The 26,293-nt window shown below is 64.5% G+C and carries 14 protein-coding genes; 6 read left to right on the plus strand and 8 right to left on the minus strand.

The features are described 5' to 3' along the window. Positions 1–282 precede the first annotated feature (282 nt). Positions 283–1,881, plus strand: a complete 1,599-nt coding sequence (locus ASF58_RS16775) for an alpha-amylase family glycosyl hydrolase (protein WP_055954918.1) — start codon at positions 283–285, stop codon at positions 1,879–1,881. Between the two features lie 191 nt (positions 1,882–2,072). Continuing rightward, on the plus strand, positions 2,073–3,578 hold the full coding sequence (gene glgA / locus ASF58_RS16780) for a glycogen synthase GlgA (protein ID WP_156375763.1): 1,506 nt from the start codon (positions 2,073–2,075) through the stop codon (positions 3,576–3,578). 115 nt (positions 3,579–3,693) lie between these two features. Here glgA and glgB read toward each other — a convergent pair whose 3' ends face one another. The 8 genes from glgB to ASF58_RS16820 form a co-directional block, all read right to left on the minus strand. Further along, on the minus strand, positions 3,694–5,997 hold the full coding sequence (glgB, locus tag ASF58_RS16785; protein WP_055954921.1) for a 1,4-alpha-glucan branching protein GlgB: 2,304 nt from the start codon (positions 5,995–5,997) through the stop codon (positions 3,694–3,696). After that, on the minus strand, positions 5,998–9,255 hold the full coding sequence (treS, locus tag ASF58_RS16790; protein WP_055954924.1) for a maltose alpha-D-glucosyltransferase: 3,258 nt from the start codon (positions 9,253–9,255) through the stop codon (positions 5,998–6,000). It abuts the gene before it with no gap. 172 nt (positions 9,256–9,427) lie between these two features. Then, a complete protein-coding gene (locus ASF58_RS16795; protein WP_055954925.1) occupies positions 9,428–12,808 on the minus strand; it encodes a maltotransferase domain-containing protein in 3,381 nt (1,126 codons plus the stop codon). 140 nt (positions 12,809–12,948) lie between these two features. Further along, positions 12,949–17,850 carry a malto-oligosyltrehalose synthase gene (locus tag ASF58_RS16800; protein WP_055954928.1) on the minus strand — a complete coding sequence of 1,634 codons (4,902 nt, stop codon included), beginning with the start codon at positions 17,848–17,850 and terminating at the stop codon, positions 12,949–12,951. Continuing rightward, the gene (treZ, locus tag ASF58_RS16805) at positions 17,847–19,652 is read right to left on the minus strand and encodes a malto-oligosyltrehalose trehalohydrolase (RefSeq protein WP_055954931.1); all 1,806 of its coding nucleotides are present in this window, start codon (positions 19,650–19,652) and stop codon (positions 17,847–17,849) included. Before treZ ends, ASF58_RS16800 begins: the two co-directional genes overlap by 4 nt. 240 nt (positions 19,653–19,892) lie before the next feature. Continuing rightward, a complete protein-coding gene (locus tag ASF58_RS16810) occupies positions 19,893–20,075 on the minus strand; it encodes a hypothetical protein (protein ID WP_055954934.1) in 183 nt (60 codons plus the stop codon). Positions 20,076–20,147: 72 nt separating this feature from the next. Next, positions 20,148–22,247 carry a glycogen debranching protein GlgX gene (gene glgX / locus ASF58_RS16815; RefSeq protein ID WP_055954938.1) on the minus strand — a complete coding sequence of 700 codons (2,100 nt, stop codon included), beginning with the start codon at positions 22,245–22,247 and terminating at the stop codon, positions 20,148–20,150. 67 nt (positions 22,248–22,314) lie between these two features. Continuing rightward, positions 22,315–23,736, minus strand: a complete 1,422-nt coding sequence (locus ASF58_RS16820; protein WP_055954941.1) for a trehalose-6-phosphate synthase — start codon at positions 23,734–23,736, stop codon at positions 22,315–22,317. Positions 23,737–24,163: 427 nt separating this feature from the next. Here ASF58_RS16820 and ASF58_RS16825 point away from each other — a divergent pair, with 427 nt between their 5' ends. The 4 genes from ASF58_RS16825 to ASF58_RS16840 all read left to right on the plus strand — a co-directional run bounded on the left by ASF58_RS16825 (position 24,164) and on the right by ASF58_RS16840 (position 26,209). Next, on the plus strand, positions 24,164–24,616 hold the full coding sequence (locus ASF58_RS16825) for a hypothetical protein (protein ID WP_244477379.1): 453 nt from the start codon (positions 24,164–24,166) through the stop codon (positions 24,614–24,616). A gap of 10 nt (positions 24,617–24,626) precedes the next feature. Continuing rightward, positions 24,627–25,022: a phage holin family protein gene (locus ASF58_RS16830; RefSeq protein WP_055954947.1), complete on the plus strand. Its 396-nt coding sequence runs from the start codon at positions 24,627–24,629 to the stop codon at positions 25,020–25,022. Beyond that, positions 25,019–25,411, plus strand: a complete 393-nt coding sequence (locus ASF58_RS16835) for a DUF3618 domain-containing protein (protein ID WP_055954949.1) — start codon at positions 25,019–25,021, stop codon at positions 25,409–25,411. The genes ASF58_RS16830 and ASF58_RS16835 overlap by 4 nt, the downstream gene beginning before the upstream one ends. Positions 25,412–25,480: 69 nt before the next feature. Then, on the plus strand, positions 25,481–26,209 hold the full coding sequence (locus ASF58_RS16840; RefSeq protein ID WP_082513137.1) for a hypothetical protein: 729 nt from the start codon (positions 25,481–25,483) through the stop codon (positions 26,207–26,209). Positions 26,210–26,293: the final 84 nt, after the last annotated feature.

A 26,293-nucleotide genomic window follows, 5' to 3' on the forward strand; every position in this document is an offset into this window, starting at 1 on the left:
TTCTCGCACTCCACCAATGCTGCGAATTCGGTACCGCTTTAGGATGGGGTACTTTGCTTGCCCGAGCGTGCCCTGCTGCTGCCCCACCGAGACCAGAGAGCTCCCCTGGAACACAAACCTGCGCCATGGTGTCCGACAGTCCCAGCCAAACCGTTCGGGAATGAGACCACACCACGTTCGAATATTGTCTGAACGCTCCTCAATCCGAGCGGGTCGCGCGAGATCCCGTCTGCGGCTAGGGTCCGACCCGAACGCGACCGGGGCGCGTCGGCGGAGGATTGCATGGCGGATACGGTCTGGTGGAAGAGCGGCACCGTCTATCAGGTCTACCCGCGCTCCTTCCAGGATAGCGACGGGGACGGGATCGGGGATCTGCGCGGGATCACCCGCCGTCTCGACTATCTCGCCTGGCTCGGCGTCGATGCTGTCTGGATCTCGCCGTTCTATCCCTCTCCGATGGCGGATTTCGGTTACGACGTCGCGGACTATTGTGGCGTCGACCCCTTGTTCGGAACACTGGAGGACTTCGACGCTCTGGTGGCGGAAGCCCATTTCAGACGGCTCAAAGTCATCCTCGATTTCGTTCCGAACCACACCTCGATCGCCCATCCGTGGTTTGCGGAAAGCCGCGCTTCGCGCACGAGCCCCAAGCGAGATTGGTACATCTGGCGCGATCCCGCCCCCGATGGGGGTCCACCCAACAACTGGATCAGCAATTTCGGCGGTCCCGCCTGGAGCCGAGACGAAGCGACGGGGCAGTACTACTACCATGCCTTCCTGCGCGAGCAGCCGGACCTGAACTGGCGCAACCCGGAGGTTCGCGCGGCGATGCACGACGCCCTCCGCTTCTGGCTCGACCGCGGTGTCGACGGTTTCCGTGTCGACGTGATTTGGCACCTGATGAAGGATGAGAGCTTCCGCGATAATCCTGCCAATCCGAGCTTCACCTCGGGGCAGGCTGAGATCAATCGCTTCACTCAGGTCTATTCCGCGGATCGCCCCGAGATCTTCGATGTCATCGCAGAGATGCGGGCCGTACTCGCACCCTACGGTGATCGCGTTCTGATCGGCGAGATCTACCTGCCCGTTGAGCGACTCGTAGCGTATTATGGCGCCGATCTGGCAGGCGTCGATCTGCCCTTCAATTTCCAACTCATTCAAACGCCCTGGAACGCTCGCTCGGTGGCCGAACTCGTCGTCGCCTACGAGGACGCCCTTCCCCCCGGCGGATGGCCGAATTGGGTGCTCGGCAACCATGATCAACCCAGGATCGCGGCACGGGTCGGTGCCGCACAGGCCAGCATCGCGGCGATGCTTTTGTTGACCCTGCGCGGCACGCCGACGCTCTACTACGGTGACGAGATAGGCCTCGCCCACGTGAACATTCCACCAGACCGGGTCCAGGATCCCTGGGAGCGCAACGAGCCAGGCCACGGCCGCGATCCCGAACGCACGCCGATGCAGTGGGACGACTCACCCAATGCGGGTTTCAGCGTGGGCGAGCCTTGGCTCCCCCTCAGCGCGGATGCGGCAGCCCGGAACGTCGAGCGCCAGTGCGACGATGCCCGATCGCTCCTCACCCTCTACCGTCGCCTCCTGCGCCTCCGCCGGGACTATACGGCTCTCTCGACGGGAGGATTTCGCAGCCTGCCTTCATCGACTGCGTTCGTCTTTGCCTATGAGCGGCATGACGTTGATACGACGCTCCGGATCCTGCTAAACTTTAGTGCATCGCCGCAAACCGTCAGCGATACGGGGGCATATGGTGGCGCATGGACCGTTCTCCTTTCCACCCACACGGACCGAGCCAGCAGCCTGCACGGCAACGATTTGGTGCTCGAGGCCAATGAAGGCCTGATGCTCATCAAAGGCGGCAGCTGAGGGTCGCAGCGAGCATCACATCAGCGTGTGAAAAGCGGGCAGAAGCGTCTCCTTCCGAGAAAGTTTCTGAACGTGGCTTGAATTGTGCAACGCAACGGAACAATCACCGTCTCGCTGCGTTCACGAGGTCGACGTCGATGCTGGGCTCTCGCTCTCCGTTCCCGCCCACCGCTCGACGCGGGAACGAATTGATGAGCCTGGCGGACCAGCAGAATCCCATAGACTTCCACCACGGCATCCGTTTCCGCCACCATTTACAGCCCCACATTCTCTTCGCTACGCCGGAGATGGCCGATTTCGTGAAAACGGGGGGTCTTGGCGAAGTGGCGGGCTCTCTTCCGCGAGCTCTACGCAAGCACTACGATGTTCGCGTCCTCATTCCCGGATACCGGCAGGTCGTCGAGCAGTTCGATCACATCCCGGTCGTCGCACAGTTGCCGGCCCAAGCGGGCGTACCGCCCTGTGATCTTGGCCTCGTGGAGACCAGCGATGGGCTCCAAGTCTACGTTGTCCTCAGTGCAGATCTCTATCAGCGCGACGGGACACCCTACGGCAACGCGCAGGGCGATTTCGGCGACAATGACATCCGCTTCGCCCGTCTAAGCCTCGCTGCTGCAGAAATCGCGCGGGGCATCGACCCTGCTTGGGCCGCAGATCTTCTTCATCTGAACGATTGGCAGGCTGCCCTTGCCCCCGCGTATCTCGCATGGGCTGGACTGCGAGTGCCGAGCATCCTTACGGTTCACAACCTTGCCTATCAGGGCGTTTTCCCGCGCGAGTCCCTCGGGCGCCTCGGGGTACCCGAAGATGCCTTCCAGATGGACGGCGTCGAGTTCTACGGTCAGCTCTCGTTCCTCAAGGCCGGTCTCTTCTACGCGTCGCACGTAACGACCGTCAGCGAGACCTACGCTCGGGAAATCATCACACCGGAATCAGGCTGCGGGCTCGATGGCCTGCTACGGACACGAGCCGCACAAGGCCGCCTCGCCGGGATCCTCAACGGGATCGACGAGAGCTGGGACCCGCGGACCGACCCCCATCTTGCCGCCCGTTTCGAGATCGATGATTGGAAGGGCAAGCGTGCCAACGCCGAGACTGTCCGGCGACAGTTCGGTCTGGCCGTTTCGCGCGGTCCCCTCTTCGCCGTGGTCTCCCGACTGGTGCACCAGAAGGGCATCGATCTCAGCATCGCCGCAGCCGAGTCGATCGTGGCCGAGGGCGGTCAGCTCGTGGTGATCGGCCAGGGCGAAGGCCGTTTCGAAGGTGCATTGCGAGACCTCGCTCGCCGCCATCCCTCCTCTATCGGCGTCCATGTCGGCTTCGAGGAGCGGGATGCGCGCCGGATGTTCGCGGGCAGCGATTTTCTGCTGATGCCTTCGCGCTTCGAGCCATGTGGATTGGCGCAAATGTATGCCCAGCGCTTCGGATCACTGCCGATCGTTCATCGGACGGGCGGACTTGCTGATACGGTGGAGGACGGCGTCACCGGCTTCACCTTCGGCGAGGCCTCCACGCGTGGCTTCTCGAACGCGATCCGGCGCGCCTTCGATACTTTCGCACAGAAGAAGCGCCTCAACGCCATGCGTCGCCACGCCATGTCGCGCTCGTTCGGTTGGGATCAGGCAGCGATGAATTACGCATCCCTCTACGCCCGCGCCTTCGGCAACACTGCCGGCCTGCGCCTCCGCGCTGCGTAAATTCACGACGGCGCTATCGGCAAACGAACAAAGCCGGCGGGGTCACCCGCCGGCTTTGTTCGTTTGCTAAGGTTGCAGGTCCCATCCCTGAAGACGGGACCCGCGACGTACGACCTTACCCCTCGCGGAGAAAGATCGTCGTTGCCAGGGGTGGGATCGTCATGGACACCGAATACGGCTGACCATGGCTCGGAACGGCTTCGGACTGAACGCCGCCCATATTGCCGACGTTCGAACCCCCGTAGCGCTCCGCGTCCGAATTGATGGCTTCCCGATAGAAACCGGCAACCGGAACCCCGATCCGGTAGCTCTCCCGCGGCACCGGCGTAAAGTTCGCGACCACCACGGCAATCTCATCCGGCTCACGACCCTTCCGGGCCCAGGCGATGACGCTGTTGTCCTGGTCGTCGGCGACCAGCCACTGGAACCCGGTAGCCTCGGTATCCCGGCTATGGAGGGCTGGCGTCGCCTTGTAGAGGTGGTTGAGGTCGCGGATTAGATCCTTGACGCCCTGATGCATCCCGTCTTCCAGAAGGTGCCAATCGAGGCTCTGGTTGTGGTTCCATTCCTTCTCCTGGCCGAACTCGCAACCCATGAAGAGCAGCTTCTTACCGGGATGACCCCACATGAAGCCGTAATAGGCGCGTAAATTCGCGAACTTCTGCCAGCGGTCCCCGGGCATCTTGCCGAGGAGCGAGCCCTTCCCGTGCACCACCTCGTCATGAGACAGCGGAAGGATGAAGTTCTCCGAGAAGGCATAGAGCAGCCCGAAGGTCAGGTCGTGGTGGTGGTAGCGGCGATGAATCGTCTCTTTGGAAACGAAATTCAGGGTGTCGTGCATCCACCCCATATTCCACTTAAAGCCGAAACCGAGGCCACCCGTATAGGTTGGGTGCGACACACCCGGCCAGGAGGTGGATTCCTCGGCCACAGTCAGGGTGCCGGGCGCGTGCGCGTAGGTCGCCTCGTTGGTCTTGCGTAGGAACTCGATGGCGTCGAGATTTTCGTTGCCACCATAACGGTTCGGAATCCACTCGCCCTGACGACGCGAGTAGTCGAGGTAGAGCATCGACGCGACGGCATCCACGCGCAGGCCATCGAGGTGATAATGCTCGAGCCAGAACCGGGCATTGGCGGCGAGGAAGCTGGAGACTTCCGTCCGACCGAAATTATAGATGTAGGTGCCCCAATCCTGGTGGAAGCCCTGACGAGGGTCGGCGTGCTCGTAGAGATGCGTCCCGTCGAACTGACCCAAGCCGTGCGCGTCGAGGGGGAAATGGCCCGGCACCCAATCGAGCATCACGCCGATGCCGGCCGCGTGGGCCGCATCGACGAAAGCAGCGAAGTCGTCCGGCGTGCCGAAGCGGCTCGTCGGCGCAAAGAGCGAGACCGGCTGGTAACCCCAGGATCCGTCAAAGGGAAACTCTGTGATCGGCAGCATCTCAATGTGCGTGAAGCCCATCTCCTTCACGTAGGGAATCAGGCGCTCACCCAGTTCCCGGTACGTCAGGTAACGGTTGCCTTCTTCGGCGACCCGCGCCCAGGAACCGAGATGGACCTCGTAGATCGAGATCGGAATGTGGCGCGGGTCCTTCTCACCCCGTGTCGCCATCCACTTCTCATCATGCCAGGCAGGATCGTTCGTGCCCTGGAGGACCGAGGCGGTCTCCGGCGGCTTCTGGGCCGCGAAAGCGACGGGATCGGCCTTGAGAGGCAGCAATGATCCGTCGGCGCCACGGATTTCGTACTTGTAGTGCGCACCAGCCTTCAACCCGGGGATGAACAGTTCCCAGATGCCGCCATTCTGCCAAAGCCGCATGGGATGGCGACGGCCATCCCAGTTATTGAAGTCGCCGACGACGCTGACTCGGCGGGCATTCGGTGCCCAGACCGCGAAGCGGAAACCGTCGATCCCGTCGACCGGGCGATGCTGCGCACCCAGGATGCGATAGGTAACGTTGCTGCCGACCTCGCGCAGATTGTCGATGTCTTCCTGGCGCAGGGAGGAGCCGAACCCGTACGGATCATGTCGTGAGCGCTCGACGCCGTCCCAGGTTTCGACGGATAGCTCATAGAGCGGACGCCCCTCACTCGGCAGGCGTGCGACGAAGAAGCCGTCCGGGTGCTTGCGCTCGAAGGGAATGCGTTGGCTGCCCACGAGCAGGCTCGCGGATTTCGCCTCCGGCAGCACGGCGCGTACCTCCCACTGACCCGGCCCCACCTCATGAGGACCCAGCACCGAGAAGGGATCGCCATGGTTCGCCGCCATCATTGCGGCAATGACGTCGGGGTGAAGCGAACCGGTCTCGGGCGCCGCGGATTGCGGCGCCCGGGTGGCAACGGGCGTAACGTCCGCCGATCCGGAGGTGCCCGACGCCTGGCCGGTCCTGCTCGCGAACGTCTCGTCGATGCCCATCATTCAAACGCCTCTCTTGATCTCATCCAGAATGTTGAGAACCCCACGGGCGGGGATTTCGATCCAGTCGGGCCGATTGTTGGCTTCGTAATCGACCTCGTAGAGCGCCTTCGTCAGCAAGGAGAGCCTGAGAAGACGGCTCTCGGTCTCCGGATCGGTCACGGCGGCCCGGCTCACCGACACAGCCTCGCGGTAGCCGTCGAGGAAGGCGGCATCGATCATGCCGCGCCAGGCGATCGAAGCCCGCCGGGCCCGCTCCTCGGAATCCGAGAAGCGCGCGGCGATCCCACGGGTGACGGTCTCGGCGCCGTACGCGAAGGAGCGGAGCATGCCGGCGACATCCCGCAAAGGTGTCGATTTGATCCGACGCTCGTCGGCCGGCCGCGAGGGTTCACCCTCGAAGTCGACGATGATGAGATCGTCCTCTGCCGCCAGCACCTGCCCGAGGTGATAATCACCGTGGATGCGGGTCTTCGTAGCGCCCTGTGGTGCCCTGGCGGTGAGGGTCTCGATCGCCGCCTCGACCTCGTGGCGGCGGCCCGCCAGTTCGGTGCTCGCAGCATTGGAGCCGCGGCCCGCGAGGCCGTCAAGCCCGCGGAAGGCCCGCTCCGCTTGGCGGCGCGTGTCGTCGCCGAGGGCGTATAAGTCGGCGTGGTCGAAGGGCTCGGCCGCGAAGGCCGGGTCGTCGGTCTCGACCGCGAACGCGTTGTGCATTTCGGCCGTGCGGCGTCCGAGCAGAATCGCCCAGCGCAGGTGGGTCTCGAACGCCTCCGCGGGTGAAGGCGCTTCGCTCTCCGGCGCCAACACCACCGTGTCGAAGTCGCGGCGCAGGCCTTCCAGCATCAGCGTCCAGGCATCGCCCTGGTTCGGCACGAACTTCTGCAGCACCGCGAGCGCCGTACGGGTGCCCTCGGCGTCGACGTGCTCAAGAACGCCAAGGAGCGCCGGCGTGTTGTGGAAGTGTGCGGTCTCAGTAAGGAAGCGCCCGACTTCGATCTCGGGATGGGTCCCGGTCTGCAGGCGGCGCAGCAGCTTCAGCATCATCTTCGAGCCGATGGCGATCGAGGTGTTGCTCTGCTCCGCGTTCAGCGACCGGATCTCGCCGGGCTCCACCACCACATCGCGATCGAAGGCGGAAGTGGTGGAGAAGACGAGGCGCCCAGTCTCGGTGGCGATCTCGCGACCCTCGCGCATGCTCTCGACCATCGCGACGGCGAAGCTCGACGAAGCGGCCGCGCCGAGCAGCAGCCCGGTGCGCGGACCCCGGCGGACACGCGCCACGGCATGCTGAAGCATGGCCTCGTCTTCGCGGCCTTCATCGACTGCCACCGGCACGAAATAGTCCTGCCGCTCGCCCGTGGAGAGGTGAACGGCGACCCGGGGCAGGAGGAACTTCGCCTCGCCGGTGCTGTCCTTCAGCGCCGCGCTGTCGGTGACCTGCACCGACTTAATGCGCGAGCCCTTAGCGGCGAACCAACGACGGGTCGCGATGAAGCGCGGCGCGACCGTGCGCTCGAAGGCCGTGCGCTCGCGCCCGGCCATCAAGGTCTCGATGCCACCCGTGAGAACGAGGGTGAAGAGTTCCGGCAATTCGGGCTGCGGACCGATGCTGCCCGTGTTCGCCGCGCTGAGGGAGAACCAGTAGAAGCCGTAGGAGGGCAAGGTGAGCAGGTATGGCAGATCGCCGATGGCCGGGAACTCCGAGCCACCCGTCAACTCGATCGGCACGGCGCTGCGCAGTTCCGACAGGTCGAGCTGCACCGCCTGCGGCGCTCGGGACAGATTGGCGACGCAGAGGACCCGCTCGCCCTCAAACTCGCGGATCCAGGCGAGGACCTTGCGGTTCGAGGGATAGAGGAACTGCATGCCGCCCCGGCCGAGCGCCACCGAGTTGTTGCGGATCGCGATCATACGCCGCGTCCAGTTCAGCAAACTGGTCTGCGACTGGGTCTGTGCCTCGACGTTGATCGCGTCGAAGCCGTAGATCGGGTCCTGCACGGAAGGCAGGAAGAGCTTCTGCGGATTGGCCCGCGAGAAGCCGCCGTTGCGGTCCGGCGACCATTGCATCGGCGTCCGCACGCCGTCGCGATCACCGAGGTAGATGTTGTCGCCCATTCCGATCTCGTCGCCGTAATACAGCACCGGCGTGCCGGGCATCGACAGGACGAGGGACTTCATCAGCTCGATCTTGCGCCGATCGTTCTCCAACAGGGGCGCGAGGCGGCGCCGGATGCCGAGGTTGATGCGGGCGCGGCGCTCGGCGGCATAGAAAGACCAGAGGTAGTCGCGCTCCTCGGCGGTGACCATCTCGAGGGTCAGCTCGTCGTGGTTGCGCAGGAAGATCGCCCACTGGCAGCCCTCGGGAATTTCCGGGGTCTGGCGCATGATGTCGGTGATCGGGTGCCGGTCCTCGCGGGCGATCGCCATGTACATGCGCGGCATCAGCGGGAAGTGGAATGCCATATGGCACTCGTCGCCGTCGCCGAAATACTGCGCGGTCTCCTCGGGCCACTGATTGGCCTCAGCCAGCAGCATCCGGTCGGGATAGCTCGCATCCAGAGCCGCGCGGATCGCCTTGATAACCGTGTGTGTCTCCGGCAGGTTTTCGCAGTTCGTGCCGTCCCGCTCGATCAGGTAGGGGATTGCATCGAGGCGAAGGCCGTCGACGCCCATGTCGAGCCAGTAGCGCATCACCTCGATGACCGCCTCGAGCACGGCCGGATTGTCGAAGTTCAGGTCGGGCTGGTGGCTGTAGAAGCGGTGCCAGAAGTACTGCTTGGCGACCGGGTCCCAAGTCCAGTTCGAGACCTCGGTGTCGAGGAAGATAATGCGCGTGTCCGAGTACGGCGTATCGGTATCCGACCAAACATAGAAGTCGCGCTCCGGTGAACCGGCCGGGGCTTCGCGAGCTCGCTGGAACCAGGGATGCTGGTCGGAGGTGTGATTGATGACGAGCTCGGTGATCACCCGCAGGCCGCGCTCGTGCGCCGCGTCCACGAACTTCCGGAACTCCTCCATCGTACCGTAGGACGGATTGACGTCCCGATAGTCGCCGATGTCGTAGCCGTCGTCGCGCAGGGGCGACGGATAGAACGGCATCAGCCAGATGGCCGTGACACCGAGGTCGCGGACATAGTCGAGCTTCTGCGTCAGGCCCTCGAAATCGCCGATCCCGTCATTGTTGGAGTCGAAGAACGACTTGACGTGGATCTGGTAGATGATGGCGTCACGGTACCATTGCGGATCGCTGCGATCGATCATCGCGTCGTTGCCTCATGCGTCGAGTTCAAGGGCGTGTCCGGGGCATCCGTACCACTCTCAGCAATGAGACTGGCGAGTACGGCGTCCGTCGGCTGGGTAGGCGCCGACAATCGGGCGACACGACGACGGCCCGCCTGGGCCGCCGGGTTTTTTGCTGACACGGGCACGCGGCTTACGCAACCCGGCTCGGGGCGCGAAGGCGCCAGATCACCGCCGAGCGCTCCGCAGGATCGAGGGCGATGCGGTGTGATTTCCCACGTAGCTCGAACTTGTAGCCGAGCAGCAGGTCCTCGACCTCGACAGCCCCGTCATCGGGCTGGCCGAGCAGCCACAACGGCACCTCGTAGGTGCATTCCTGCCGGTTGCGCGGATCGAGGTTGACCAGCACGAAGATGCAGTTGTCTCCCTCCGGCGTCACCTTGGCGTAGCCGATGATCTGGTCGTTATAGGCGCCGGTGAAGATGACGTTGCGGAAGTCCCACAGGGCCGGGTTGTCGCGCCGGATCTGATTGAGCTTGATGATGTGGTCACGGATGTTGCCGGGTCGGTGGTAATCCCAGGCCTTCAGCTCGTACTTCTCGGAGTTGAGGTATTCTTCTTTGCCCGGGTAAGGCTCGGCCTCACACATCTCGAAGCCGTTGTAGATGCCCCAGACGCTCGACAGCGTAGCGGCGAGGGTTGCACGTACGACGAAGCCCGCCCGTCCGCTGGTCTGCAGGTAGATCGGGTTGATGTCGGGCGTGTTGGCGAAGAAGTTGGGACGATAATAGTCGCCCATCTCTCCCGCCAACTCGGTCGAATAGGCGATCAGATCTGCCTTGGTGTCTCGCCAGGTGAAATAGGTGTAGCTCTGCTGGTAACCCGCCTTGGCGAGCTTCTTCATCATCTTCGGCCGGGTGAAGGCCTCAGCGAGGAAGATCACGTCGGGGTAGCGGGCATTGACCTCGGCGATTATCCACTCCCAGAACGGGATCGGCTTGGTGTGCGGATTGTCGACCCGGAAGATCCGGGCGCCCAGTTCCGCCCAGCCCATGACGATGTCGCGCAGCTCGATCCAGAGGGATGGCAGCGCGCCACCGTAGAAGTGGACGTTGGAAATGTCCTCGTACTTTTTGGGCGGGTTCTCGGCGAACTTCAGGGTGCCGTCGGGACGCCACTCGAACCACTCCGGGTGGTTCTTGATCCACGGATGGTCCGGCGAGCACTGGATCGCGAAATCGAGGGCGATCTCCATGCCGTAGGCGTGGCTCGCCGCAACGAGACGTCGGAAGTCGTCGAGGGTGCCGAGATCCGGATGAACGGCCTCATGTCCGCCCTCCTCCGAACCGACTGCGTAGACCGAGCCGACATCCCCGGGCAGCGCCTTCAGGGTATTGTTCTTGCCCTTGCGGTTGGTTTTTCCGACAGGATGGATCGGCGTGAAATACAGAACGTCGAAGCCAAGTTCGCGGATCTCCGGCAGACGCCGGATGACGTCGTCGAAGGTGCCGTGGCAGTTGACGTCCATTGATTGGGAACGCGGGAAGATCTCGTACCAAGCCGAGAAACGGGCCGCGAGACGATCGGCGATGACCGGCACGTTGACCGGATAGCGCGAGAGGTTGATGCGCGGGGCATGCTGGCGGATCAGATGCGCGTTGGCAGGTGCGAGCATCAAGTCGAGTTGGCTCGCCGAGCCGGACGGCTGAGCCTCGAGGTCGCCGACGAGGGCCTTCAGGCGGCCGCGATCCGAACCCGCCGCATTTTCGGCCGCCCCCAGAACGAAGGCGACACCCTCGATGGTCTCCAGTCGGACGTCGACCCCGGCATCGCGCTTCTTCAGGGTGTCGCGCACCCAGGACGAATACCCGTCTCGCCAGGCCTGGATCGTGAACTCGTAGCGCGCATTGCGCAGGAGCGGGAAGTGACCGCCCCAGCGGTCGTTGTCGATGAATACCAGGCGGTCGGACCGCCATTCGGTCTCACTCACAACCCGTGACAGGATCTCGGCGTCGATGATCTCGTGGCCGTCGCTGAAAATGTCGGCGGTAACGTGCACGCTTTCGCCCACCACACGCTTGACCGCCGACCGGCCGCCATCGAGCTCCGGCATTACCGCCTCGATGACGACGCGACCCTCACCTGTCGGTGTGCTCGGCTTCGGCATCGCCTTTAAGCCTGAGCTTTCCGCGGCGAGGATGCGGACTTCTCCCGGTGCCAGGGCAAGGGCAACGCCTGGGCGAAACTGGATGGGCTCCGCCTCCGGCGTCCGATCGATGAAGTCGCCGAGCATACCACCTGTCCGGGCCAGAAGGGCTTCCGGCGCCACCGGCACCAAGGCCTCCGTCGGATTGTACAGCACCAGCGTGGCGCTGCGCGCGGAGGCGCCGTGTCCGGTGTCGAAGCGCAGCAGAGCCGTGTAGGCCGCGTCGGGTGACGAAATCCGCGCCTGGGCACCCTCGACATTGGCGGCCGGCAGTTCGGCCCGCAGGGCATTGATCGCCGCGATCGAAGCCGAGATGTCGACGCCAGTATTTGATTCGCGTGCTTCCGGCGTCGTCTCGACCACGTGCAGCGCACGCTGGTAGCCCCACTCGTACCCGATCGGCATGAGCACACCAGCGGAGAAGAAGGCGGATAAGGCGTAGCGTGCCGTCAGGTGACGGGCGATGGCGGCCGCGTCGCCGTCGAGGTCGGCGGCCAAGCGGGCCATGTCGTGATTCTCGGGAAAGGCGATGGAGGGCGCGATAACGCGCAGGCGCTCGTACTGGTCGAGCGCCCAGGAGGCCTTGAGGTCCCACCAGGCGAAGCTGTTGAAGAGGTAGTCAAACCCGGCTCCCGCGGTGGACTGCGCTTCCTCGAAGGTGCAGCCGAGGGTCTCGGCCGCAAACAGGCAATCCGGCTCCAGTGCCTTGGCCGCACCGATCAGGTCGCGCCAGACCGTGGCCGGGACCTTGTAAGCGGCGTCGCAGCGGAACCCCTGCACGCCGAGATCCTGCAGGCGGTTGACATAGCCCGACCAGAGGGCGGTGAGTTCCTGGCGCGCGCCTTCAGAATGATAGTCGAGTTCGGCGAGGTCGCCCCAAACCGTACGGATCGACGGATCGTCCGGATCGACCGCATAGGGGCTTTCGATCTGGCCCTCAGAATCCCGCACAAATAGATCCGGGCGTTGAGCGGCGAGCGGACCGTCCATGGCGGTGTGGTTGATGACGAGATCCGTCATCACACTGAGACCATGCGAAGCGGCGGCGGCGCAGAAACGTCGAATCTGCTCATCGTCCGAAGTGCCGTCCTGGTCGCGGAAGCGCTCGTCCAGGCGGTCCGGATCGGCCACGGCGTAGAGGCTGCGCGATCCACCGGTCTGGTGGAAGGGATTGAGATAGACCCAGTCGAAGCCGAGGGCAGCGATCCTCGGCAATTCGGCGGTCCAGGCAGACACGCGTCCGACGAGAAGTGGGAAGAGGTTGTAGATGCGCGGCCCCTCGGCGCGGGGCGCGAGGGTAGCGGGAAGCGGCACCTGACCGGCTGCGGTCCGCTGGGCGGCGGTCGTTGCGGGGCTGGGTGCGTTCATGCGAGCTCCATTTCGTCTGTGCGTGCACGGGTCGGGGCCCCGATAGGGGCCGCCTGAGCCGGCGAGCGGCTGTCCCGAGGAGGGTCAGCCGTGTCCAGGAAGGTCGATCCCTTCCCCATATCGATCGTGTCGGCGCGCCGTCAGCGGATCCGCTTCAAGACGGCATAGGGCAGACGCGCGAAGGCCCGTTCGAGTTCGATCCGGCCGTCCTCGGAAACAACTTCGTCGCCGGTGACGAGATCGATCCAGGCTGAGCTTGGCATCACCGCCACGCTCGTCCCGGCGAAGGCTTCACTCGACCAGATGGCGTCACCGATGAGACCTGAGACGAGTCGCGGGACCGCAACCACGAGATCGCCCTCGCCCGTCGTCGCATCCGAACGTGTGAATGCGATGACATGCCCTGCCTGCGGACCGGACGCCGGAAGCGATTGATAATCGGCATCGGCGTAGAAGCTCGGCCGGGCGGCGCGATCTGCCAGGAGCCTAGCAAGGGTCGCCTGCTTCACGCGTCCATCCGTCCAGTGTGGCAGGAGATCGGCGGTCGGCAAGCCCTCCTCAAGGGCCCTGGTCAGGGCCGGGTAGTTCACGGGGCGGCGGTTGTCGGGGTCTACGAACGAGAAATCCCAGAACTCGGTGCCCTGGTACGTGTCAGGCAGGCCCGGCAGGGTCACCTTCAGTACCGTTCGTCCCAAACCGGCGATCATGCCGAGATGGGCGAGGCGCTTCGCGAACGGGCGCAGTTGCGCCAGGAACGCGGCCCCGGGTGCGATGAGGCCGCCGAAGAGCGTGTGAACCGCACCCTCGTATTCCTCGTCGACGTTGACCCAACTCGACCGCCGCTTTGATTCGCGCAAGGCCTTCTCGGCATAGGCGTCCAGGCGACTACGGAAATCCTCGATCGCGGTCGGATCGTCCGCCTCCAGCAGTTCGAGCGGCCATGCACCGAGGATGGCCTGCAAGAACATCCACTGGTCATTGGCGTCCGGCACCGGCTCCTTGTCGATCACCGTCAGATGGGGCTGGGCGAGGTTCGTCCAGGTGTCCCAGGCAATGGCCCAATCCTGCGGGATTTCCGACAGGGCGAGCAGGCGCGAGCGGGCATCCTCGCCGCGCTTGGTGTCATGGGTCGCGGTGGTGATCATCGCGTTCGGCCAGTCGCGAGCCCGCGCCGCCTGAAGCGCATGGAAATGCTCCGCGTCGAGGCCGTACTCGCCCGGATCGCCCCCGACCTCGTTCAAGGCGAGGAGCTCGGCGAAGCGATAGAACAGTGTGTCCTCCAGGCTCTTGGCCATCACCGGACCGGTGAGCTGCTGGAAGCGGCGGCGGAAACGCAGGATCACCTCCGGGTCCGGCCGACCCGGTCCCGTCACGTCGATGCGGCCGAGCATAGCGTCGGCGGCGAAGTCGTGCACGGAACGGTCCGGCAACGCACTCCAGCGCTTGGCCTTCTTCACCGCCGTCTCGATGAGACGGATATCCTCGTCCTCGACATCGCTTTCGTCGAGGTCGCCCGGCAGGTAACTGCGATAGGTCGGGAAGCGGGCAATGATCTCGATCAGGGCCCGACGAATGGCATTGACCGAGAAGTCACGGGTCCGTCGGTCCGCATCCGCCACAGCCTTGAGGTCCGAGGTCATCACCTCGAGCTCGGAGGCGAAACTAATCTCCAAGATCTCGGCCTTGGCCGCCCGGAGCATGAACTTGTACGGCTCGTCGAACTGCGTCCGGCTCTCGTAGAGCTTGCGGATCTCGGCGCGCTTGCCTTGATCGACGAGGATGCCGTCGAGCTGATTGAGGACGTCGTACCCGGTGGTGCCCGCCACGGGCCAGGGACGCAGGCGCTCGCCGGGTTCGAGGATCTTCTCCACCACCACGTAGAAGCCTGGGCCGATGGCAGCCTGCAACGCGCGCGCGTAGCCGAGCGGATCGGCGAGACCATCGATGTGGTCGATGCGTAGACCATCGATGCGCCCGGCTTCGATGTGGCGGAAGATCGTCTCGTGCGAGCGCTGGAACACGTCGGATTTCTCGACACGCAGGCCGGCGAGGCCGTTCACGTCGAAGAACCGGCGGTAATTGATGTCGCTCGCAGCGATCCGCCAGTGGGCGAGGCGATAGGATTGCTGCTCCAGAAGGCGGTGCAGCGGACCGAAGCTGTCAGGGTGCCCCTTGGCGCCGTTGAGGAGCTTCAGCGTGCGACCGATCGCGGACGCGATGGCCGGCGAGGCTTCGACCGCCTCGACGAGGCGGTCCTTGAGTTCTTCGGCTTCCGCCGGGAAAGCACGACGGCGCTCGTCGCTGGTCTCTTCGCCCATGAGGCGCAGGCGCTCTGAGATGCCCAACACCTCGAGCGCCGCCGCGTCCTCGATGTCGCCGAGCGCCGCGAGCGAGCGATTCAGGATCGTCGGATACTGGAGCGGGCAGATCGGAAATTCGTGCTCGTAGTGCCAGATGCTGAACGCGCCCTTTTCGGGATCGAACTTCAGCTCCAGAGTCCCCTTTTCCAAGGCCTCGCCGTAGCGGTCGCCGAGGAACGGCACCACGAGCTTGTTCTTGGCGCCGAGCCGCGACCAGTCGATGTCGAAGGCTTCGGCCGAGGGCGAGAGCCCGCCCCATTCGAGCACTGAGAGCCACCAGGGATTGTCGGCGCCGCCGACGCCCATGTGGTTCGGCACGATGTCGAGGAGGAGCTTCAGGCCGGCCCCATGCAGCGCATCCGAGAAGCGGGCGAAGCCCTCTTCTCCGCCGAGTTCCGGGTTGATCGTCGAGTGGTCGACGATGTCATAGCCGTGCGTCGAGCCGGGGCGGGCCTTCTGGATCGGCGAAGCGTAGACGTGACTGATGCCGAGCTTGGCGAGGTACGGGACGATCTTCTCCGCATCCGCGAAGGTGAAGTCCTTATGGAACTGGAGGCGGTAGGTCGATCGGGGCGGAGCCGATGCGAGGCGCGCGGCGCCCGAGCGCGGACCGCGATCTTCGGCGGCGAGGGAGGCCGCAAGCTTGGCGAGGGGTCCCCCGGGGGCGGCGATGCTTTCCAGGGTGCGATCGAGTTTGCGACGCCAGTTCGGGTAGCCTTCCGTCGAGCCCGGCACATTGGCCTGAGACAGTTCGGAAACGACGTCCTCATACTGGACTGCCGTCAGCATGGAGGGCGCACGCCCGAGATAACGGGCCGCAGCCTCGAACGGGGCAGCCTCGGGCGGATCGTAGCTCGGCAGCAACTGCTCCGAGGCGAGCGCTTCTGTGAGACGGGTGCGCTCCTCGACGCGCTCGCGGCGCTCCGCATCGGCGCGCTCGGAATCGTAGAGCCCGAGCGCCTGGCGCGTGTCGGTGTCGACGCCCCGCCACCATCCGACGAAAGTCGGCAGATCGTGGGTGGTGATGGCCGTGAGGGCATCCCGAGGATAGGCCGCCGGCGGCTTGAAGCGGGCGCCCTGCTCGCGCTCGAAGGCGAGAATCCGGTAGCTGAGGATGCCCGCTTGCATCAGGGCGTCGGAGAAGCCTTCCGGGGCGGTCCCAAGATCTTCCGCGATCACCAGGCACTTCGCACGGTGGCTTTCCAGGCGCAGCACCGCGAGCATCGGCTCGAAGGGCATCGCCACGTAAGCCCCCTCCCTCGCCGAGCGCCCGACCGGGATCAGGAACAGGCGTGCGAGCTGAAAAGCGTGGTCGATCCGGATCGCGCCCGCATGGCGCATGTTGGCCACCACCAGGGCACGGAAGGCCGCAAGCCCGTCGCGCTCCATTTCGAGGGGATGGAAGGCTGGCAGGCCCCAATCCTGACCCTTCGGTGCCAACAGGTCCGGCGGCGCCCCGATGGAGACACCGTTGGCGAACCGTTCGGGATGCGACCAGATTTCCGAGCCGCCCCGATCGGCGCCGACGGCGAGGTCGCGGTAGAGTCCGAGGCGCATACCGGTGGCGAGCGCGGTGTTGGACGCGTCTTCCAGCTGGCGGTCCGCAAGGTACTGCAGCCAGATGTGATAGGTCACGGTCTCGGCATGGGCCTCGGCGAAGGCGCGCACGGCTTGCGTTCCGTTGCGGCGCATCTCCTCCGGCCAGTCGCCGAGCCACTGGGCGCCCTGTGCCTGATAGTGCTCGGCGAGCGCCTCGAAGGTGCCGTGCGCTTCAAGGTCCTCCCCGCCGGCGGCTCGGAAGGCGGCAAAGTCCGCATCCATCCCGGCGCGCGCCGCAGATTCCTGCCAGAGGGCCTGCAGCACGGGCGACAGCACGGCCCAGATGCCGGCATGCTCGACGAGCTTGGCCTCGCGCAGACTCTCCACCCGATCTTCCATGGAGGCCAGGAGTGCCGCCGCCTTCGAGCCCACGAAGCCCGGCAGGACACCGGGCTCGATGAAGAGGATTTCGAGGAAGAGCCGTGACGACGGCGAGTAGGGCGAGATCTTCGTGCGATCGGTGGCGAACAGCGCGTGGACGGGGCTGAGGCCCAGGAAGGACGCGCCGCGCAGGCCCGCATCCCGCGCCGCCCGCCCCGCATCGGCGTAAGAGCCAATCCCGAGGTTATCGGGCGAACGCAGGCCGTAGAGCTGTGCCGCGAGACCCCAGTCGCGGGCGCCTTCATCCGCATAGGCCCGCGGGCGCCAGCAGCGCTGCGGCGCCGAGATCACCCAGGAATCCGAACGACGTTCACCGAGGGTGACGGAGAGGCGATGATAGCCTGGGGTAAGCGGTGGCAACTCGAAGCTGGAGCCCGTGACCGCGACACGACCCTCGCGGTGATGTCCTCGCTCGTCGACCAAACGCCAGGACAATGTCCCACTGGCGCCTGCCACCTGAATCGGGACAGTGGTGGCGCGACGGGCCTCGGCCGGCAGAAGCGGCGGGATGAGCCCGCTTCGCACGGCCGCAACCTCGGCGAGGCTCGCGGCGATGTCCGTGTCGGTTTCGACGGCAAAACCGAGGGCAGCGATCATCCCACGCCGAACTTCGAGAGCGGTCTCTACGGGCTGCCCGAAGGCATCGGTATAGCCGGCGGCGACGCCGAGGAGGTCGGCGAGGCGTTCGAGGTCGCGGCTCATCGATTCACACCCGTCAGAAAGACACCCGTCCAAGACGGAAGTTGGATTGATCCGTTGCCCGAACCGCTCGACCAGATGACCTGGCCGCCACCGCGCTCGACGGTGAAATCGGCGTTGCCGACATTGGCGACGAAACGCAGCCAGCCGCCCGCATAGGTCCAGGTGCAGTCGACGACGTCGGGCCGCGGTAAGGTCGACCGTGCGCCGACATATCGGGTCTTCGTCAGGGGAACCACGCTCTGGTGCCGGATCTGAAGCAGATTGCGCGTGTCCGCCAGCACCGCGCGGTGAGCCGCCTCCGAGCGCTCGGCCCAGTCGATCCGTGAATCTGTAAACGTCTTCGCTTCAGTAGGATCTGGGATCACCGACGTATCGTCGGCGAAGGCTGCGAAGCTCTTGAACTCCCGGCGGCGTCCCTCGCGAACAGCCTTGTTCAGCTCCTGGTCCGGTGCAAAGTCCACGAAGAAGAGGAAGGGCGCGGTCGACGACCACTCCTCGCCCATCCACAGCATCGGGATCTGCGGGCTAAGGAGCAGCCCGGCCCGGGCGAGCGAAAGCTTCTTCGGATCAGAGAGAGCGCTCAGCCGCTCACCCAGCGCCCGGTTTCCGACCTGATCGTGGTTCTGCAGGAACGTGACGAAGGCTGACGGCGGCAAATGGGAGGACGGCTCGCCGCGAGGATGGTTATCCAGGGTCGGGAAGGGCTCGCCCTGATAGGCAAAACCTTCCGACAAGCAGCGGGACAAATGCTCGACTGGCCTGTCAGCGAAGCTCGCATAGTAGCCGGCATCTTCGCCGGTGAGGAGCACGTGCCAGCAATGGTGCAGGTCGTCGGCCCATTGCGCATTGTGCTGGATCGCCTGCCCCTGCGTATCGCGCTCGAGCCAGCGTGCCTGGTTCGCCTCGTTCTCAAGGACAAGGTGAATGTGGCGGTCCGGCAGTCTCGCGCGGATGGTTTCGGCGAGCTCTCCGATGAAGTGCTTTTCAGAATCGTCGAGGATCGCATGGACTGCATCAAAGCGCAGACCATCAAAATGAAATTCCTCGAGCCAATACAATGAATTCTCGATGAAGAAATCGCGGACAACTCGCCCGCTGGTCTCGCCGTCGTAGTTGATCCCGGCGCCCCAGGGCGTCTGATGTCGCTCTGTAAAAAAAGTCTTGGCGTAAGCGTTCAGGTAATTCCCGGCTGGGCCAAAGTGGTTGTAGACTGCATCCAGGAAGACCATCAGCCCAAGGGTGTGCGCCTTGTCGATGAGGCGCTTCAAGTCGTCTGGTCGACCGTAAACGCTGTCCGGCGCGTAGGGCAGGACTCCGTCGTAGCCCCAGTTGCGCGTACCCTTGAAGTCCGCGAGCGGCAGCAATTCAATGGCGGTTATTCCGAGGTCGCGCAGGTCCTCGAGCTTACCTTCCAGCGCTGCGTAAGTGCCTTCTGGCGTCGCCGTCCCGATATGGAGTTCGTAAAGCACGACCTCCTCCCAGGGGCGTCCGGTCCAAGTGGCGTCGGCCCAATCGTAACTGCGCGGATCGATCACCTCGCTGAGACCTGAGACGTCTTCTGGCTGAAACCGTGATGCCGGATCCGGTACGATCAGGTCGCCGTCGATGCGATAGCCGTAGCGTGCACCGCCGCCGGCTCCTGCAACGGTGAGCCGGCGCCAACCTTCCTTGCCGTCCGGCATCGGATGGTCCGCTCCGTCGAGGACCAAGCTCACCTCTTGAGCCGTCGGGGCCCAGAACGCGAAGCGAACTCCGTCCTTCACCACTTCGCTGCCGAAAGCCATGCTGTGGGCGCGCCGCATCAAGCCACCATCATCCGTCTGCTGAATTCGTCTTGGGGACGTGAGTGTCCGTCGCACCTTGCAGAAGCCGGCGCGCACCATGTTGTTCCCTGCGGGATCACCGTCGAGGTAAGGCGTGGTTTGGCGGCGACAACCACTGGCCGGAAGAGTTTTGTGCGCCGCACCGACTCCTCGGAGCCGATCCCGGCTCGGTCTGACTCTTGCCTCATGCGGGTTGGAGCGGTTCCCCGCGCTGCAGGGTCAAAGATGAAAGAAGCTGATGCGGTGCTGGTCCTGGCGAGGGCCAAGCTGAACTTCGCACGAAAGAGTCACGGAGAGCGTTGCTGGGACGCTGCCGGCGCCGACGACCACCCGACCTTCGAATGCCCTTTGCTGCCCCTTTCGGATGCTGAACGCGAGGAGTTCCTCGAACAAGCGCGACATGAACTGCGTTCCGAGGGATCGACGGGGTGAACCCCGTTCGAGGCCCGGCCGGGGTCTCAACCTGCTCTCTGCTTATCCCCGATAAGCCGAGGCCGGCCTCGCGCGCAGCACGTAGATCGCTTGTGCATCGAGGCGAACGCCCGCGCCGGGTGGAAACAGGGCCTGTCCGGCCGGCACAGAACCGGTCTGTTTCGTCGTGTCGAAAACAAGCGTCCAAGGGCCTCCGATGATCGGTGCCAGGGTAAAATCGCAGGGCTGTTCGGCCGCATTGATGAGGATGAGCAGGCGATCCGCCTGCGGCAGATCATTGCCGATCTGCATACCGAAGGCTTGCCGGTCGGAATCCGCCCAGTCTCCATCGTCCATCTCAGTCCCCCCCGGGGCGAGCCAGTGAACGTCTCGGAGAGGCCCATCATCGACCAGAGCGCCTGTGAGATAGTCGCGCCGACGTAGGGCGGGTTGCTCGCGGCGGAGACGCGTCAGGTTGCCGACAAAGGTCGCGAGGCTGAGATCCGGATCGTTCTCCCAGTCCATCCAGCTGATGGCATTGTCCTGGGCGTAAGCGTTGTTGTTGCCGCGCTGGCTCCGCGAGCGCTCATCGCCCATGAGCAGCATCGGCACGCCTTGCGCCAGGAACACCGTAGCCAGGAGATTGCGCTTCTGGCGGGCTCGCAGGTTGAGGACGACGGGATCGGTGGTGTCCCCCTCGACGCCGTAATTGCGCGAGAGGTTGTGTCCATGCCCGTCGCGATTGTCCTCGCCATTGGCAAGATTGTGCTTCTCTCCATAGGCCACGACGTCCGCCAGCGTGAAGCCGTCATGGGAGGCAGCGAAGTTGATACTCGACAGGGGCCACCGCCCGGAGGCCGCAAAAATTTCACGTGAACCCGAGAGCCCCTGCGTGACCTTGGCCAGGGTGCCACGATCGCCGCGCCAGAAGCCTCGGATGCTGTCGCGGAACTGATCGTTCCACTCGCTCCAGCCGCGGGGATAGCCACCGAGCTGGTAACCCCCGGCGCCGATGTCCCAGGGCTCGGCGATCATCTTCACAGGGGCAAGAACGGGATCCTGCGCGACGGCCTGGAAGAAGGCGGCCTTGGGGCAGAAATCATGGGGGTTGCGACCGAGACTTGTCGCCAGATCGAAGCGGAAACCGGCGACGCCGTAGGCCGTCACCCAGTGCCGCAGAGAGTCGAGCACCATCTGCATGACGCGCGGATGGTCAAGGTCGAGTGTGTTGCCACAGCCCGTGCAGTCGATCTCTTCGCGACGGTTGTCCGGTTTGAGCTTGTAGTAGCTGGCGTTGTCGATGCCGCGAAACGATAGGGTCGGGCCGGCGTGATCGGCCTCCGCCGTATGATTGTAGACGACGTCGAGGATCACCTCGATCTCAGCGGCGGCAAGCTCCCGGATGGCCGCGCGCAGACCACCGATTCCGGCCGGCCCACGGTAGCGCGGATCGGCAGCGAAGTAGTTCAGCGGTGAGTATCCCCAGAAGTTCACGAGGCCCTGGTCGACGAGGAAGCGGTCGTCGGCGAAGGATTGGATCGGCAGGAGCTCAATGGCGGTGACGCCCAACTTCAGAAGATGCTCGATGATCGCCGGATGGGCGAGTGCTGCATAAGTGCCGCGTGCCGCTTCCGGCACGTCCGGGTGTGTCTGCGTCAGGGCCTTGACGTGCGCCTCGTAGATCACCGTCTGGGACAAGGGTCGACGGACCGGGCTCACCGCAAGATCAGGCACCTCCGGCGGCGTGACGATGCCGCGTGGCATGAAGGCGGCACTATCGCGCCGGTCGATCTGGTCAGCACGCTGCAGGCCGCGGCGATGGCCATACAGGGAGTCGTGCCAGCGGATGCGCCCCTGGATGTCGCGGGCATAGGGGTCGAGCAACAGTTTGGCAGGGTTGAAGCGGTGCCCCTGGGCCGGATCCCAGGGACCATGGACGCGGTAGCCGTAGAGTTGGCCCGGGAATACGCCGCGCAGGTAGCCGTGCCAAACGTCGTCCGTGCGGCAGGGTAGGCGGATCCTCCGGGTTTCATGGCGCTCCCCCTGATCGAACAGGCACAGATCGACGGCCGTGGCATTCTGCGAAAACAGCGCGAAGTTGACACCGCGCCCGTCGAAATGCGCGCCAAGCGGCGCCGGCACGCCGTCATCGACGCCGATCATGTGGTCAGTTGCGATCAAGTAGCTGATGTCGTCCCGGGTTTAGGCGCCGCCAAGCGACGCTGACAGATCATTCCGCAGCGGCTGCAGTACGGGGTGGCTCCCGCTCGATCGTTCGAAAATTCTCGAGTTCGGCCATGAAGTTGCGCGCCCACCAATCCACGTCCTCGCGCGTCATGCGCTCGACCATGGGCTTCCAGCGTTCGAGGCGCTCACCACGCGGCATGTAGAGCGCCGTGCGGATCGCCTCGGCGACCTCGAAGCGGTCGTAGGGATTGACGAGAAGCGCTTCGGGCAACTGCCGCGCCGAGCCGGCAAACTTCGACAGGACGAGGACGCCGGGATCCTCTTCGGTCTGTGCGACGACGTATTCCTTGGCGACCAGATTCATGCCGTCTCGCATCGGTGTAACGAGGCCGACCCGCGCCGCACGATAGAGACCCGCCAGGACGGGACGGGGATAGGCCTTGGTAACATACTGGATCGGCGTCCAGTTCGGTTCGCCCAGGGTCCCGTTGATGTGCCCGACGGTCTCATTCACCTCGCGGCTGAGATCCTCGTATTCCGGAACTTCGGTACGCGATTTCGGGGTGATCTGAAGATAGACCACGTTCCCGCGCTGGTCCGGGTTCGAAGCGAAGAACCGGTCCACCGCCTCCATTCGCTCGGGCACACCCTTCGAATAATCGAGCCGATCGACGCCGATCAGAAGTTTGCGTGTCCGCAAACCCGCCATGGTCTCACGCACGGTGCGGTTGGACCCGGCATTCTCGGCCGCTTCCTTGAAGCCGGCCACATCGATTCCGATCGGGAAGCTGCGAATGCGCGTGCGGCGCCCGTCCACCATCAAGGAGCCGCCACCGAGGGGGATCGCTCGCAATTCGTCGATCAGGTTGCGCGTCAGGTTGTGCACATCCGGATCGGTTTGCAGGCCGATCAGGTCATAATCGGCGATGCCGCGCAGGAGGTCTCCGCTGGCGGGAAGCGTGTTGAATACGTCAGCCGCCGGCCACGGGATGTGATGGAAATACCCGATTGGATTGGCGATGCCGAGACCACGGAGCTCGGAGGCCAGGGGCAACAGGTGGTAGTCGTGCACCCAGATGATGTCGTCGGGTTCCACGAGGTTTGCGAGGGCTCGGGCGAAGATGCGGTTCACGCGCTGGTAGCCGGCATAATCGGACCGCGAGAAAGCTCCGAGACCGAGGCGGTAATGCATGATCGGCCAGAGGGCCCGGTTGGCGAACCCGCTGTAATATTCCCGATGATCCTGCGGTGACAGATCGACCACGGCGTAACTGATATGCCCCCGATCGATCAGAGTCGGCTCGCTGGAGGGGTTCTCGACGACATTGCCGCTCCAGCCGAACCAGAGACCTTCGTAAGCGGTGAACGCCTCCTTGACGGCGACCGCGAGGCCACCCGCCGCAACGGCTTTTCCCCCTTCCTCGGGGATTGCAACGCGGTTCGATACGATGACGAGACGTGCCACGAAGCCGGCTCCGGTCCTCACGGGTCCCGCGCAGAATTGCGCGCGACCAGAATGATACATTGGGTGAACGCGCGGAAGCCGAGCGCGATCCGTCGGTGTAGCCAAGCGCGTTCGATGGACCTGGGTCAAGACCTGAATGCGTGGGGTTCACGGCAAACAAACCCGCTTCCAAATGCGTCCTGTCGCATTCCAGCGCGCGACTTTGCAAACCTCACACCTCACCGACCGTCCAGCGGTCAAGCTTCTGCGGCTTACCGACGGGTGGCTGAACGGAGGCTGGCGCGGATCGGGTTAAGCCTCGGTCGAGACGCGCTGTCCGCGAGCGGAACCCTGTCTCTTCCGCTGCTGTTTAACCGTCGCAAATGCCAGTTCTTTTTCACTCGTGCCGAGGAGTATCCCCGTGACCGCAAACCAACCTACAGGCCCCATGGGCGCGGAGCCGGCGAACCAGACGGCCGACTGGAAGGCCCTACGCGGCGATGTCGAGGGAATCGCGGATGTCGCAGCGGAGCGCGGGCGCAGCTTTGTCGAGTCTGCGCGCTCACACGCCACGGACTACATCGACCAGCGCAAAGGTGACGCCGCACGGTCCGTGACTGACCTCGCCAAGTCCGTGCGGGAGTCGAGCAAGACGTTCGAGGCACAACCGAACATCCGTGCCTTCTTCGACAGTGCCGCTGATGGTCTCGAACATCTGGGCTCCTCGATCGAGGAACGCAGCTTCTCAGAATTTTATGAGGATGCGGAAGCGTTCGCTCGGCGCGCGCCCGTGGCGGTTGCGGTCGCGACCTTCCTTACCGGTTTCGTGGTGGCCCGCTTCATCAAGTCGACGAGCGCCGCACCCCTGAACGACACCTACCCAACTCACCATCGCCTCTAAGGACCGTTCGATGACCACCGGTCCGCAATCCAGCATCCAGGGCCTGATCGGCGACGCCCTGCGGGAAACCAACGAACTTGCGCGAAAAGAGATTGCTCTTTTTCGCAACGAGATGACCAGCAACGTCCGAGCCTTGTTCATCGGGCTCGGGCTCCTCGTCGGCGCTGCCGTCTTTGGCGTCGTCGCCCTCTTCGTCCTCGTCGACGCCCTGGTGAAATGGCTTGCCACCGTCGTTCATTCTGAAGCGCTGGCTGCCTTGATCGTCGGCGGTGTCCTCCTCGTCATTGCGGTGGCCCTGGCCCTGATCGGGCGGAATGCCATGTCGCTCTCCACCCTCGCCCCCGTCCGGACGACCCGCCAGGTCCGCGAGGACGCCCGTACGTTGTCTGAGAGGGTCTCGGGATGACCGAATCGTTGAACGATCTTGAGAAGGACATCGAGGCGAGCCGCGCCCGCCTCGACCAGACGATCGACCAGATTCAGGAGCGCCTCTCGGTCTCCAGCATCGTCGACGAGATGCTGGGCAATGCCCGGCGTACGCCTCTCAGCGGCGCCTATGACGGGGCTTTGGAGGCTGTCCGGCGCAATCCGGTTCCGGTGCTCCTGATCGCCGCAGGTGTCGGCTGGCTGATTCACCGCATGTCCACCAACCAGCCGACGCCGGGGGTTCGCCGACGCGCGCGCCTCGCGGTCGACGGCCTCCCCGTGACGAAAACTGGTGCAGACCGCGTCTACGACCCAGACCTCCCGACGCAGCATCCCGTGAACCATCTCACCAGCGAAACGCAGATTTAAGCTCTCGTTGGCGATCACACATGATTTGACCCGGCCCCCGCGGCCATCGGCGACCTTCAGGAGTAACCCATGAGTTCGACCCAGAAACCCGGTGACGAGCACCGCTCGCTCCCGGACGATATCGCCCTCGCCGCCGGGATGCCGCGTGGCCATCAGGTGGAAGGCTCTCTGCACGATGTGCCCAGCCCTACATCTCAACACACAGGCACTCAAACCCACAGCATCTACACGACCGAGGGAAGCCATACTTCGTCGACCTCCGATGCAATGAAGTCGCGCGCCAGCGACCTCCGCGACCGTGCATCCGAAACGGCAGCCGACGTTCGAGACCAGGTGTCCGACAAGGCCCAGGACCTGCGCGACCGCGCCTCGGATGTCTACGACGACGCCCGAAGCTGGGCCTCGGACACCCGCCAGGAAGGGCGACGTCGCATCAACGATCTGAGCGAGCGCGGCAGCGCGCGTTTTCAAGATGGTCGCTCGGCCGTCGAGGACTTCGTTTCCGAGAACCCGCTGCTCGTCGGCGTGGTCGGTCTCGCGGCCGGTCTCCTGATCGGCGCCTTGCTTCCGCGGACGCGTACCGAGGACGAGAATGTCGGTCCCTGGGCGGACGAAGTGCGTGACCAGGGTCTGCGCTACGCACGCGACGTCACCCATCGCGGTCGCGAATTCGTGGCGAGCGCCCTCGATCCAGAGAACCTCAACGCGGCCGTCCAGCGGGCTGCCGGGAGCGAGCAACCCGGGAACCGGGATCAGGGTCAAGCTTCGTCTCCCGCCTCCGCGCCTAAGCCTCATTGAACCGGACCACAGATCTTCCATAATTGGCATGAAGGGGCGGCACGTGATCGTGCCGCCCCTTTCCGCGTGGAAGGTCACGGATGG

It is taken from the genome of Methylobacterium sp. Leaf125, assembly GCF_001423085.1.
Taxonomy (GTDB): Bacteria; Pseudomonadota; Alphaproteobacteria; order Rhizobiales; family Beijerinckiaceae; genus Methylobacterium.